Annotated in this window: 11 protein-coding genes; all 11 read right to left on the reverse strand. The window is 61.0% G+C overall.

Annotated elements, in window-relative coordinates; translation table 11 throughout:
• Positions 1-12: 12 nt before the first annotated feature.
• The 11 genes from NAT49_RS02755 to leuB all read right to left on the reverse strand — a co-directional run bounded on the left by NAT49_RS02755 (position 13) and on the right by leuB (position 12699).
• Positions 13-1197, reverse strand: a complete 1185-nt coding sequence (locus tag NAT49_RS02755) for an O-succinylhomoserine sulfhydrylase (protein WP_251590137.1) — start codon at positions 1195-1197, stop codon at positions 13-15.
• 146 nt (positions 1198-1343) lie between these two features.
• Positions 1344-2864, reverse strand: coding sequence for an amidophosphoribosyltransferase (purF, locus tag NAT49_RS02760; protein ID WP_251590139.1), 1521 nt, complete (start codon positions 2862-2864; stop codon positions 1344-1346).
• A 61-nt stretch (positions 2865-2925) separates the two neighbouring features.
• Positions 2926-3456 (reverse strand): CvpA family protein, encoded by a 531-nt coding sequence (locus tag NAT49_RS02765; RefSeq protein ID WP_251590140.1) that lies wholly within the window; start codon positions 3454-3456, stop codon positions 2926-2928.
• Positions 3453-4229, reverse strand: a complete 777-nt coding sequence (locus NAT49_RS02770; RefSeq protein ID WP_251590141.1) for an SPOR domain-containing protein — start codon at positions 4227-4229, stop codon at positions 3453-3455. The genes NAT49_RS02765 and NAT49_RS02770 overlap by 4 nt, the downstream gene beginning before the upstream one ends.
• 53 nt (positions 4230-4282) lie before the next feature.
• A complete protein-coding gene (gene folC, locus NAT49_RS02775; RefSeq protein WP_251590142.1) occupies positions 4283-5584 on the reverse strand; it encodes a bifunctional tetrahydrofolate synthase/dihydrofolate synthase in 1302 nt (433 codons plus the stop codon).
• Between the two features lie 6 nt (positions 5585-5590).
• Entirely contained in the window at positions 5591-6529 is a 939-nt protein-coding gene (gene accD, locus NAT49_RS02780; protein ID WP_251590143.1) for an acetyl-CoA carboxylase, carboxyltransferase subunit beta, read from the reverse strand.
• Between the two features lie 145 nt (positions 6530-6674).
• Positions 6675-7307, reverse strand: a complete 633-nt coding sequence (locus tag NAT49_RS02785) for a phosphoribosylanthranilate isomerase (RefSeq protein WP_251590144.1) — start codon at positions 7305-7307, stop codon at positions 6675-6677.
• Positions 7304-8200, reverse strand: coding sequence for a tRNA pseudouridine(38-40) synthase TruA (truA, locus tag NAT49_RS02790; RefSeq protein ID WP_251590145.1), 897 nt, complete (start codon positions 8198-8200; stop codon positions 7304-7306). Before truA ends, NAT49_RS02785 begins: the two co-directional genes overlap by 4 nt.
• Before the next feature lie 5 nt (positions 8201-8205).
• Positions 8206-10314, reverse strand: coding sequence for a type IV pilus assembly protein FimV (locus NAT49_RS02795; RefSeq protein ID WP_251590147.1), 2109 nt, complete (start codon positions 10312-10314; stop codon positions 8206-8208).
• A gap of 98 nt (positions 10315-10412) precedes the next feature.
• Positions 10413-11534: an aspartate-semialdehyde dehydrogenase gene (gene asd / locus NAT49_RS02800; RefSeq protein ID WP_251590149.1), complete on the reverse strand. Its 1122-nt coding sequence runs from the start codon at positions 11532-11534 to the stop codon at positions 10413-10415.
• Positions 11535-11619: 85 nt separating this feature from the next.
• On the reverse strand, positions 11620-12699 hold the full coding sequence (gene leuB, locus NAT49_RS02805) for a 3-isopropylmalate dehydrogenase (RefSeq protein WP_251590151.1): 1080 nt from the start codon (positions 12697-12699) through the stop codon (positions 11620-11622).
• Positions 12700-12721 lie beyond the last annotated feature (22 nt).

A 12721-nucleotide genomic window follows, 5' to 3' on the forward strand; every position in this document is an offset into this window, starting at 1 on the left:
CTGGAGCCAGGATTAAAGCCGGTCGAGCCCGCGTGCGAGATCGGCTTGAATGTCTTCTAGCGCTTCGATGCCGACTGAGATGCGGATGAGGCCCGGTGTAATGCCCGCACTGGCAAGCTCGTCCTGAGACAGCCGCCCGTGCGTGGTAGTAGCCGGATGGGTGATCGTGGTCTTGGTATCGCCCAGATTGCCGGTGATCGACAGCATTTTCGTTGCATCGATGACCGCCCACGCCCCTTCCTGACCGTTTTTGACCTCAACCCCGAGCACCGCCCCGAAGCCGGACTGCTGCTGTGCTGCAAGGTCGTGCTGCGGGTGGTGTGAAAGCCCTGAATAATGCACGCGCTCCACCGCCGGATGCGCCTCGAGCCAGGTTGCAAGCCCCATCGCGTTTTCACAGTGCGCCTTCATCCGAAGTGAGAGCGTCTCAAGCCCTTTCAGGAAGATCCAGGCGTTGAACGGGCTCATGCACGGGCCACAGGTGCGGTTCACGCGATAGATTTCTTCAAGGGTCGCGTGATCGCCGACGACCGCGCCCCCGACTGCGCGCCCCTGGCCGTCCAGAAACTTGGTTGCCGAGTGCACGACGAGATCCGCGCCAAGCGCCAACGGCTTTTGAAGTGCCGGCGTGCAAAAACAGTTATCGATCACAAGCTTGATGCCATGCTCATGCGCGATGTCGGCAAGCGCCGGAATGTCCACCAGCTCCTGCAACGGATTCGACGGCGTTTCGGCAAAGAACAGCTTGGTGCGCGGCGATACGGCGGCCTTCCAGGCCTCAAGGTCTGAAAGCGGCACATAGTGGGTGGTGACACCGAACTTCGCCAGAAAGTTGTTGAACTGACGAATCGAGGTGCCAAACAGCGACCGGGAGGCAACGATCTCATCGCCGGCTTCCAAAAGCCCCAGCGACAGCGACAGGATCGCCGCCATGCCGGAACTGGTGGCGACCGCACGGTCTCCGCCTTCAAGGGCCGCCAGGCGCCGTTCGAACGTCTGAACGGTCGGGTTTGAAAACCGCGAGTAGACGTTGCCCGGCTCATCGCCCGAGAACTTGCGCGCGGCTTCAGCGGCGCTTTCGTAGACGAAGCTCGAGGTCGTGAAAATCGCCTCGCTGTGCTCCTGTTCCTGCGTACGCTCATGGCCACCGCGCACCGCCATGGTCTCGAGCCGCCACTGATGCGTTTCGTCATTCATTGTTGCTGCCTCCCCGAATCAGGCACGTCGGTTATACGCACTTGTTGGCAAGTACGTTTTTTCAAAAAACAGGTAGTGATATACGGGCTACGTAAGATGGGCCCTGATAAACAAAGGCCGGCGCAGAAGGCGCCGGCCGAAATCGATCACTCGATCTCTTCAATGTCGTTATGAAGCTCGACCACCGCCGAGCTTCCGGCACCGGCCTGCTTGGCGGCGTCGCTGCGGCTGGCCTCAAGACGTGCCAGATAATCCCCATCGATATCGCCGGTCACGTAGTTGCCGTCAAATACCGAGCAGTCAAAGGCCTCGAGCTCGGGATTGATCTCGCGACAGGCGTCTTTCAGATCCTCGAGGTCTTGATAGATTAGACGGTCGGCACCGATCAATTCACAGACATCCTGATCGGTACGGCCATGGCCGATAAGCTCCATGGCCACCGGCATGTCGATGCCATAGACATTGGGATAGCGCACGGCAGGGGCCGCGGATGCAAAGTAGACGTTCTTCGCCCCGGCTTCCCGCGCCATCTGAATGATTTCTTCACAGGTGGTGCCGCGCACGATGGAATCATCGACCAGAAGCACGTTCTTGCCGTCGAATTCGATATCCATCGCATTGAGCTTTTGACGTACCGATTTCTTGCGCTGGGTCTGCCCGGGCATGATGAAAGTACGGCCGATATAGCGGTTCTTGGTAAAGCCTTCGCGGTACTTGACGCCCAGATACTGCGCAAGCTCAAGCGCCGCAGTCCGGCTGGTGTCCGGAATCGGAATGACGACATCGATGCCATGCTCTCCCCACTCACGCTCGATCTTGCGCCCGAGCTTTTCACCCATGCGCATGCGCGTCCAGTACACGTTGGCACCGTCCATGATGGAATCCGGCCGTGCAAGATAGACGTACTCGAAAATACACGGGCGAAGACGGGCATCGTCAGAGCAGACCTGACTGTGGAAGTTGCGGTCATTATCGATAAAGACCGCCTCGCCCGGCGCCAGATCACGAATCAGCTCGAAGCCAGCCACATCAAGCGCCACCGATTCGGAGGCGATCATGTATTCATCCGGGCCGTTGTTGCAGCTGCGACGACCGACCACGACCGGACGAATGCCATTGACGTCACGAAACGCGACAAGCCCGAGGTCATTGATGATGGCGGTGGCGGCGTAACCGCCCCGGCACCGACGATGAACCCGACGTACGGCGTCAAAGATGTCCGCTGCCTGCAGGCGATGCCCCTGCTTTCCAAGCTCGTGGGCAAAAACGTTCAACAACACTTCGGAATCGGAGCGAGTGTTGATGTGGCGAAGGTCGGTCGTGAACAACTCCTTGACCAGTTGGTCGGAGTTGGTGAGGTTGCCGTTGTGTACCAGCGCGATGCCGTAGGGGGAGTTGACGTAGAACGGCTGGGACTCCGCCTCGGACGACGAGCCTGCGGTTGGATAGCGCACATGGCCGATGCCGAGATTACCCTGCAATCGCTTCATGTGACGGGTATGGAACACATCGCGAACCAGGCCGTTACTCTTTCTCAAGAAGAAACGGCCCTCATGCCAGGTCATCATCCCGGCGGCATCCTGACCGCGATGCTGCTGCACCGTCAGCGCATCATAGAGCGCTTGATTGACCATGGAGTTGGCCATAAGGCCGACGATACCGCACATCAGAATATCCTCACTATAAAGTCATCGGCCACGCCGAATCGGCGTGCAGAAACACAAAAAATCACGCCCCTGCGTCGAGGGGCGCCTGCTTGTCGAGTTCATCGGCGCGGCGGTCGGCGGCCCAGTTTTCCCAGTGCTGCATGACCGCATCGCGCGCCTTGGCAACGCTTGGGCGAAGCTGGGAATCCTGCCAGGCCGGCGCATGACGCCAGGGGGTCAATCCGACAACAGAAGCCACCAGAATAACGATGGCGCCGCCCTTTAAAAACCCGACACAGCCACCCAGCAACCGGTTGAATCGGCCCATGCCGACCCACTCGACCACCGAGTCGAGCACGCGAATGATCATGCCGGAGGCAACGATCACCACGAACACCACCAGCACGAAGCCGACGGCAAGCCGCACCTCCGGGCTTGCGATATAGCTCTGAAAGACCTCGCCGGCAGGGCCTGCAAAGAAGCGCGCCGCAAACAGCGCACCGCCCCAGGCCAGAAAACCAAGACCTTCACGAATGAACCCCCGGGCCAGCCCGTTCAATACCGATAAAACGAGCACACCGGCGAAGGCCCAATCAACCCACGTCCACGTCATTCATTGCCCTTTCGACGAACAACCAGTCCCTTGATGTTGGCCTGTTGCTGAAGCTGGGTGCTGGCGCGCTCGGCCTGCTCGTTGGTCTCAAACGGTCCGACCAGCACCACGGTCAGCTCATTGCGGGACAGCGTATAGACCGGGAAGCCCTTTTCCTTGAGCTGATCGGCCAGCCGAGTTGCGTTATCGCTCTTGCCGAAACTGCCCGACTGCACGGCCCATCCGCCATTTTCGCTCGCACGCGCCGGCGTGCCACTGCCATCCGACCCCTGACGGGCGGCTTTAAGAATCGGATCTTCGTCCCGCGCGTTCTTTTGTGTGTTGCTTGGCGCAGGCGCCGAGGATTGCCCGGAAGTTTGCACGTCACTGCGGGCCGGCTTGGACGGCGCAGGTGCCTGCTGGGGCGCAGGCTCGGGATCAGGCTCACGAGACTCGGACGCGGGCTCAGAGGGCTGCTCCGACGGTGATGGCAACTGCTGGCCGTCAAGGGCATCATCGCCGCCCGATGAGCCACCGAGCATGGCACTGCCGTTATCGAATCGACCCGTCGACTCAGGGTCGCTCTCGGGCGCAGTGTCGGATTCGATGGGTGAGCTCGGCTCGTCTACCGTCGAGGTGTCCTGATCGGTCGAGATGGGCTGCTCGATGGTGAGCGCCGGCTCTGAGCTGCTGCCCTCGGGCTCGGGCTTATCAAACAGCATCGGCAGGAAAATGACGCCGAGCGCCACCACGACCACAATGCCAATAATACGTTCTCGTTTACCGTACTTCATTGGTTCTCCTTCACCTGTCAAAAAACGAGGTGAGCGCCTTCGCGCTCACCTCGTTACTGTCCGATGCGTTCATGGCCCAATGCCGTCAATGCCTCGGCCACCGTGAAAAACGAGCCACAGACCAGAACCGACGCGGCTTCGAATTCGTCAGCCCCCTTAGATACCGAGAGTGACGCGATCGCGCTCGAGACGTCATCATGGGTGCCGATTACCCGAGCCCCACTGGCACGAACCACCTCGGCAAGCTCATCGCCGGTGCGTGCCCGATCGCCATCAAGGCCTGCAAGTATCCAGCCATCGATCACGCCCTCAAGTTCGGCCACCACCGCGGCGGCGTCCTTATCCGAAAGCATGGCCAATACCCCAAGACGCGGGCCGGGCTGCCTCACAAGCTGGCCGGCTACATAACGAGCGGCATGAGGGTTGTGCGCCACATCCAGGCACCACCGCCGACCGCCACGCTCGAGCCACTGCATCCGTCCAGGCAGCGTAATACGGCCAAGAGCCTGAGCGATGGCGTCAGCACTCAAGGGCTCGTGGGCAAGTGAGAAGGCCTGTAGGGCCGTGGCGGCGTTATCAAGCGGCAGGCCTGGGTCGATCAGCTCACTGAGCCCAAGACGTTCGCCGTGACGATCAAGGCCCTGCCAGTGCCAGCGCCCCCGCTCATCGGCGTCGGTACGTCTGAACTGGGACTCGAGTTGATAAACGGGGGCGGCACCCAGCGTCTGTGCGTAACGGGCAACCGAGGCCGGAAGCGTTTTGCTTCCAAGCACCGCCGGGGCGCCCTTGCGCAAGATACCGGCCTTTTCAAGACCAATCTGCTCGAGGTCGGTCCCGAGAAACGCCGCGTGATCGCGGTCCACGGTCGTCACCACGGCAACATCGGGATCGATGATGTTGACCGCATCGAGCCGGCCTCCAAGCCCCACTTCCAATACAGCGATGTCGGGCGCGCGCGTCTTGAACACATGAAGTGCTGCAAGAGTTCCGGCCTCGAAGTACGTAAGGCTAATGCCATCACGTGCGGCATCAACGCATTCGAACGCCATAACAAGCGTTGCATCGTCGACCGGTGCGCCATCGAGCCGAACACGTTCGTTGTACTTGAAGAGGTGGGGCGAGGTATAGCTTGCGCAGCCAAGACCGTGCGACAGCGCCAGTGCCTCGATCATGGCAACGGTCGAGCCCTTGCCGTTGGTACCGGCAACGGTGATGACCTTCGAGGCAATCTTGCCGTCAAAGAGCCCCATGCGGCGGGCCACGGGCTCAATGCGTTCAAGCCCCAGATCGATCGCCACCGGATGATTGCGCTCGAGTTCAACGAGCCACTGATCAAGCGTCTTGGTTTGGCTCATCGCGATTTAGCTCGCATCACCGCTTTTGGGTGAAAACTGGGCATCGGCCAGCGGCGCGTCCTCGTCACTCTCCTCGTCGGCGGATGCCGCAGGTGAGTTGGTCAGAATCGCCAGCGCATTGTGAAGGCGGCGCTGCAATTCGCGGCGATGAACGATCATGTCCACGGTGCCGTGCTCGAGCAGGAACTCACTGCGCTGGAATCCTTCGGGCAGCTTTTCACGAACGGTCTGTTCGATGACACGGGGCCCAGCAAAGCCGATCAGGGCATTGGGTTCGGCCACGTTCAGATCCCCCAGCATGGCAAGCGAGGCGGATACGCCACCAAACACTGGATCGGTCAATACAGAGATGTAGGGTACCCCTGCTTCACGAAGCCGCTCGAGCGCCGCGGAGGTCTTCGCCATCTGCATCAGTGAAAAAAGAGCCTCCTGCATGCGCGCACCGCCGCTCGCCGCAAAGCAGATCAAGGGCCGATTTTCCTCCAGCGCGATGGTTGCCGCGCGGGCGAACTTCTCACCCACCACGCTTCCCATCGAGCCACCCATGAAGTTGAACTCGAACGCTACCGCGACCACAGGCAGCGACTTGAGGGTGCCCTTCATGACAATCAGAGCGTCATTTTCGTCCGTGCTCTTCTGGGCCGCGACCAGGCGGTCCTTGTACTTCTTGGAATCGCGGAACTTGAGGCGGTCGGTCGGTTCAAGATCCGCTGACACTTCCTCGCGACTGTCGTCGTCCAGAAACCAGGACAGACGCTTGCGCGCGTTCAGACGCAGATGGTGGTCACATTTGGGACACACGTTACTGTTACGTTCGAGTTCCGGGCGATAGAGCACGGCTTCGCATTTGGGGCACTTGTGCCACAGCCCATCGGGAATATTGTTTCGGCGATCAGCGCGCTGAGTACGCCCCATGGATGGAACAATCTTATCCAGCCAGCTCATAATGCAAAGAATTCCGTATTCAGAGTCAAACCGTTAACGCCCGGCTCGCGCCGGGCACTGTGAGTCGGGTATCGGCCCGAAACGACGAAAGCGTTGCCGGGCGATCAAGGCCGAGAGTGTATCGCAAGGCGAGGTGACATGCATTTCAATCGTCCTTATATTGCGCCGCCAGGCCCACCTGTTCAATAAAGGCGCGCATGGCCTCGGACGACTTGATGCCCTTGCCTTGTTCGACGCCACCGGAGACGTCCACCGCATACACGCTCGTGCGTGAAATCGCCTCGCCAACGTTATCCGGCGTAAGCCCTCCGGCAAGAATGATCGGGCGTGACGGCGCGCTCGGCACGCGCGACCACTCAAACGTCTCGCCGGTACCGCCAGGCACGCCCGGGCGATAGGCGTCCAGCAAAATGCCCTGCGCGCGTTGATAGCGTGCAATTTCGCCCTCAAGATCAAGCTCTGGCTTCATGCGAATCGCCTTGATCCAGGCCTTGCCATAGACCTCGCACGCCTCGGGAGGTTCGCTGCCGTGAAACTGCAGAAGATCCAGATACGGCATGCATTGCGCGATCACATCGGCCGGTTGATCCACGAACAGCCCCACCCGCGTAACGAACGGCGGCACCTCGGCGCTCAGGCGCACCAACTGCTCGGGAGTAATCGCTCGGGCGCTGCCCGGCCACAGCACGAACCCCAGCGCGTCAGCGCCGTACTCGACGGCCAGTCGAACATCTTCTGGGCGTGTGAGCCCGCATATCTTGACCCGGCATCGGTTCATGAGCGCTCCAGACGTTGTTGGGTAATTGCGTTGACCGGCACCGCGCGCTCACCGCTCCACTCCCCGGTGTGCCAGAGAAAGCTCGGTCCCAGCGGTTCGCTTGGAAGGTCAAAACGGGGGTCGTAACAGCTGTCGACGAAATAAAGGCCGTCTGCGGGGGCGGTCACACCGCCGAGTGTGCGATCCCGGCCATCGAGCAGGCGTTTCGCCCAGCCAACCGGCTGGCTGCCCTCACCGATGGCGATCAACACACCGGCAATATTTCTGACCATGTGGTGCAGGAACGCGTTGCCCTGAATGTCGATCACTACCAGCGGGCCATGACGCTCAACATTTACATGATGAAGAAAGCGCCAGGGCGTGATCGATTGGCAGCTCGAGGCGCGAAAGGCGGAAAAATCGTGCTCGCCAATCAGAGCCTGGGCGGCCTCATGCATGCGCTGATGATCGAGCGGCGTCCGGTGCCAGGTCACTCGTTCATGCTCAAGCGCCGGCGGCGAGGCCCGATTGTAGATCACATAGCGATACCGTCGGCCGAGGGCGCAAAAGCGGGCGTGAAAGTCCTCCGGCATGGGCCGGATCCAGTGAATCGTGATATCCCGCGGCAACAGCGCGTTGGCGCCCATCATCCACGCCTTTTCGCTTCGAGGACTCGGGGCATCGAAATGCGCGATCTGACGGGTGGCGTGCACGCCGGAATCGGTTCGGCCGCTGCACATGACGGTGACAGGCGCCGCCGCGATCTTGGAAAGTGCGGTTTCAACCGCCTCCTGCACGGAAGGGCCGTGGTTCAACCGCTGCCAGCCCATATAGCGGTGCCCCGCATACTCGATGCCAAGCGCCAGACGGCCGGCCATCGAGGTGGTTTCATCCAGAAATTCAAACAGCGACATTCGGATCAGTTCGTCTCGTAACGTTCGAGCAAGCCTCGCGCCGCCGCTTGTGCATGATCGTCACCATCGTCGATGATCTCGAACAGCAGCGCCATGGCTTCATCGGCCCGGTCTTCCTCCAGCAGCAGATGCGCCTTCGTCAGCCGTTCGTCATGTTCGGGCGCAAGGTGTGAACCGTCATTATCCTGATCAAAGCTTGCAAATGCCACCTCCTCCAGCGCCCAGCTTGACTCATTGGGCGCCGAGTGCGTTGCGTCCGCCTCGGCCGATGGCCCATCGAGGTCGAACAGCGCATCGACCCGGTCCTGCCCTTTCAAGGGCGTACCGGCGTCTTCGCGCCCGGTCAGAGAATGCGCACGCGTGCGAATGTAGCTATCGTCATGACCGGCCAGGTGCTCGAAGTGACGCTCAAGTGCGGTGGCCTCGCCAAGCGTTGCCAGCACCTCCATGAGCTTCAGACGCGCCCGGGCATTACGAGGGTTGCTTTCAAGCTCGCCTTCAAGCATTTCACGCGCGGCATCGACTCGGCCGTGTGCGATAAAGATATCGACCACATCCTGCCCCTCGCCACTTGAGGGCGCCTCGACGGGCTCAGGGTCAGCGGCCTTGTCTGCCAGAGTGAAATCGAGCGCGGGCATGGCCTCCGGGGGCGAGCCATGAGCCGCAAGGTCCTTCGCCGCGCTTACTGAGGAATCGGTGTTACCACTTGAGGCCTCATCCAGGGGTTCAAATTCGATCGACGTAGGCTCAGGCGTGTCAATAGACTCCGGCTCACGCGCTGTCTCATGCCGTGTCTCGCGCCGCTGCTCATGCTGCTCATCACGCGCCGGTGGCGCAGTCTCCTGAGGCGCGTCGCGTTCAGATGTCGTGATTGCTGACGTCATCGTAGGCGCAGAGGGGCCACGGGGTTCGATCGTTGGTCGGGCGTCGATCACCATTTTTTCAGCGTCGACCGCTTCAAAAAGCGGCGTGTGCTCAACGTCTCGAGCCCGGCGCGCGCGGTAGCGATACATCAAAAGCCCCAGCGCACCTAAAATCACGACGCTTCCAAGCCCGATCAGCCAGTCGCCGCCACGCATTGATGAGATGCGAGGTGTGTTCGTACCTGTCGAGGTTGGCTGCTGGGCGTAACTCAGTCGCTCAAGTCGGGCAGACAGCGTGCGCCGGGTCTCATCGAGTGTTTTTTGCTGAGCGCTCAGCGCTGCGGTCAGCTCGGCAATTCGGGCGTCACTGGCCTGCAATTGCTGTTGATTCTGAATAAGCTGCGCACGCAGGGTCTGAACCGAACCAAGCGCCGCCTGACCGGCTTCCAATTGCTCAACGCGTGAGGCAAGCGCAGGCGCCGGCGCGTTGTTTGCAGCGTTTGAGTCGTTCGACGCAAACACCTTTGCAGGCGGCGTCAAACGCTCGGACGGCTCAGGGGCAGGTACGTCTGCACGAGGGGGTAATTGCGGACGCTCATTGCCTGCAAGCTGGGCCGGACTCGGCATGATGACCGGGCCGTACGCGTAAGGCGTGAGGCTCTCCTGAATCTGGGCAAGCCCCGGATTGACGCTGGCCAGCGCAGCCGCCATACGCTTGGCCGTACTCTGTCGCTCGGACGCCATGCGCTCGACAAAGGTAGCCCACGTTTCCTCCTTGTCGGCGTGCATGGTCAATGGCCAACTGGCGCCGATCGTTTCCGAGGTAGAAGCCGGGTCAGCGCCGGGGGTGGATTCGGGGTATCGGGTCGGCAGAAGATTGATCTGGCGGGCAAGCTGCCCCTCTGGCCAGCTAAGCGTCAACAACAGGGGAAGACTTGGCGCACGAAGCGGCAATTTGCCCTCAAGGCGTGCATAAAGCGCGCCGGGGGCGCCCTCAACCGACAGAGACAGCGTATCCGTTTGCGCCGAGCGCTCAAGCCCTGCGCGCTCGAAGCGGGCGTCACTTGCAAGCGCCACCGTCAGCTCGGATGCGGTTAGATCACTGGTGTCCAGCAGTGGAATTCGAGCCTCGACCGGCGCATTGAGCGGTGAATAAAGCGTAGGCTCACCCATGCCAAGCGCCAGCGCGTTGGGCGCCGTTACGGTCAAAGCGAGCATGAGCGGCAACATGCGCCGGTATCGGTGTGTCATAGCGGTCCTTGGTGGCCCGGGGAAGTCCCCGATTCAACGCATGGATCGCATGCAAAAACGCCTCCAGAAGGAGACGTTTCATCCGGCAGCAGGCCCGTTCAGGCGCCCTTGAACTCTCTAAGCACCGTCAACATGCGCTTGAGTGGTTCAGCCGCCCCCCAAAGAAGCTGGTCGCCGACGCTGAACGCGGTCAGGTACTCGCCGCCCATGGCCATCTTGCGCAGACGCCCGACCGGAACGTTGAGCGTGCCGGTCACGGCGGTCGGTGTCAGAGACGAGAGCGTGGCGTCCTTGTCGTTGGGAACGACGCTTACCCAGTCATTGTGCCGTGCAATGCGATCCTCGATTTCATCCATCGGCACATCGTGCTTCAACTTGATGGTGAAGGCCTGGGAGTGCGAGCGCATGGCGCCAATGCGGACACACAGCCCATCGATCGGAATCGGGTTGCCGGCGGTATCGAGAATCTTGTTGGTCTCAACGCCCCCCTTCCACTCTTCCTTGCTCTGGCCGTTGTCCATCTTCTTGTCGATCCAGGGCAGCAGGCTGCCTCCGAGCGGCGCGCCGAAATGCTCGGTGGGAAAGCTTGAGTCGCGCATGGCCGCAGTGACCTTGCGGTCGATGTCGAGAATGGCCGAGCTCGGGTTATCGAGATCACTGCGGGTCAGCTCGCCCAGCTGATTCATCTGGCTCAGAAGCTCGCGCATGTTCTGGGCACCGGAGCCGGATGCAGCCTGATAGGTCATGGAGGTCATCCACTCGATCAGCCCAGCCTCGAACAGCCCACCCAGACCCATCAGCATCAGGCTCACGGTGCAGTTGCCGCCGGTGAAGGTCTTGTAGCCTGCCGCGAGCTTCTCGTCGATGATGTGGCGGTTGACCGGGTCGAGTACGATAACCGCGTCCTCGGCCATGCGAAGCGTACTTGCCGCATCGATCCAGTAGCCATCCCACCCGCTGTCTCGAAGCGGCTGATAGACCTTGGCGGTGTAATCCCCACCCTGGCAGGTCAAGACGACGTCGAGCGCCTTGAGCGCCTCGAGGTCATAGGCGTCCTTGAGCGCCGGCGTATCGACGCCAACGTCCGGGCCGCTCTGGCCGACCTGAGAGGTCGAGAAAAACACCGGCTCGATCTGTTTGAAGTCCTGATCGGCCATCATGCGCTCGACGAGCACCGAGCCCACCATGCCTCGCCAACCGATAAATCCTACACGTAACATGTCGCGCTCCCCTCGATTCAAAGGGCCTGTGCTTCAGGCACTGCACTTTAGGCACTGCACAGACCGGTCTTTAGTGTGTTCGTTGTCAGCTCTCAAGCGCCTTGAGAACAGCGTCGCCCATGGCCTCGGTGGTGACCTGAGTGGTCCCCGGGTAGGCGATGTCAGCGGTTCGAAGCCCCTGGTCGAGTACCTCCCCAACCGCCTGTTCGATGGCATCGGCCATCGCCTGCTCGTTCAGGGTGTAGCGAAGCATCATCGCCACGGACAGAATCGTTGCCAGCGGATTGGCAAGCCCCTGGCCTGCGATGTCCGGGGCGCTGCCGTGACAAGGTTCGAACATCCCCTGACCCTTGTCATTAAGTGACGCTGAAGGCAGCATCCCAATCGAGCCGGTCAGCATCGCGGCAGCGTCTGAGAGGATGTCGCCGAACATGTTGCCGGTCACGATGACGTCGAACTGCTTGGGCGCACGCACCAGCTGCATGGCGGCGTTATCGACGTACATGTGGCTAAGCTCGACATCCGGGTACTCCGGCGCCAGGCGATTCATGACTTCGCGCCAGAGAATGGTCGCTTCCAGCACGTTGGCCTTGTCGACGCTGCACAGGCGCTTGTCCCGTTTTTGCGCCATTTCAAAGGCAATGCGACCGATGCGCTCGATCTCGTGCTCATCGTAGACGTAGGTGTTGTAGGCGTAGCGCGTGCCATCCTCGCGTTTTTCGAACCCGCGTGGCTGACCGAAGTAGATGCCGCCGGTCAATTCACGAACGATCATGATGTCGAGCCCCGACACAACCTCGGGCTTCAGACTCGAGGCCTCGGCAAGCTGCGGGTACAGAAGCGCGGGGCGCAGGTTACCGAAGAGGTTCAGCTCCTTTCGAAGCGCCAGCAACCCTTTTTCGGGGCGCTTGCTGATGTCTTCCATCGTATCCCATTTCGGCCCACCGACGGCCCCGAGCAGGATGGCGCTGGCCGCTTTGGCCCGCTCAAGCGTTTTCTCGGCAAGCGGCACGCCGTGCGCGTCGATGGCCGCACCGCCCACCATGTCTTCCTCGAGAGTGATGTCGAGCCCGCGGGCTTGGCACGCCTTCAAGACCTTGACGGCTTCGCGGGTGATTTCAGGCCCGATGCCATCGCCGGGCAGTACCAGAATGTTGTGGCTCATGCTCTATCCTAATGCGTTCGGG

The sequence above is a fragment of the Larsenimonas suaedae genome (genome assembly GCF_023712105.1).
In the GTDB taxonomy this organism is placed as follows: Bacteria; Pseudomonadota; Gammaproteobacteria; order Pseudomonadales; family Halomonadaceae; genus Larsenimonas; species Larsenimonas suaedae.

What these genes read in the sequence shown, in the direction of transcription:
- NAT49_RS02795 (WP_251590147.1), bottom strand. Translation starts at nt 10,314, where the DNA reads ATGACACACCGATACCGGCGCATGTTGCCGCTCATGCTCGCTTTGACC.
- accD (WP_251590143.1), bottom strand. Translation starts at nt 6,529, where the DNA reads ATGAGCTGGCTGGATAAGATTGTTCCATCCATGGGGCGTACTCAGCGC.
- NAT49_RS02770 (WP_251590141.1), bottom strand. Translation starts at nt 4,229, where the DNA reads ATGAAGTACGGTAAACGAGAACGTATTATTGGCATTGTGGTCGTGGTG.
- truA (WP_251590145.1), bottom strand. Translation starts at nt 8,200, where the DNA reads ATGTCGCTGTTTGAATTTCTGGATGAAACCACCTCGATGGCCGGCCGT.
- purF (WP_251590139.1), bottom strand. Translation starts at nt 2,864, where the DNA reads ATGTGCGGTATCGTCGGCCTTATGGCCAACTCCATGGTCAATCAAGCG.
- leuB (WP_251590151.1), bottom strand. Translation starts at nt 12,699, where the DNA reads ATGAGCCACAACATTCTGGTACTGCCCGGCGATGGCATCGGGCCTGAA.
- NAT49_RS02785 (WP_251590144.1), bottom strand. Translation starts at nt 7,307, where the DNA reads ATGAACCGATGCCGGGTCAAGATATGCGGGCTCACACGCCCAGAAGAT.
- folC (WP_251590142.1), bottom strand. Translation starts at nt 5,584, where the DNA reads ATGAGCCAAACCAAGACGCTTGATCAGTGGCTCGTTGAACTCGAGCGC.
- asd (WP_251590149.1), bottom strand. Translation starts at nt 11,534, where the DNA reads ATGTTACGTGTAGGATTTATCGGTTGGCGAGGCATGGTGGGCTCGGTG.
- NAT49_RS02755 (WP_251590137.1), bottom strand. Translation starts at nt 1,197, where the DNA reads ATGAATGACGAAACGCATCAGTGGCGGCTCGAGACCATGGCGGTGCGC.
- NAT49_RS02765 (WP_251590140.1), bottom strand. Translation starts at nt 3,456, where the DNA reads ATGACGTGGACGTGGGTTGATTGGGCCTTCGCCGGTGTGCTCGTTTTA.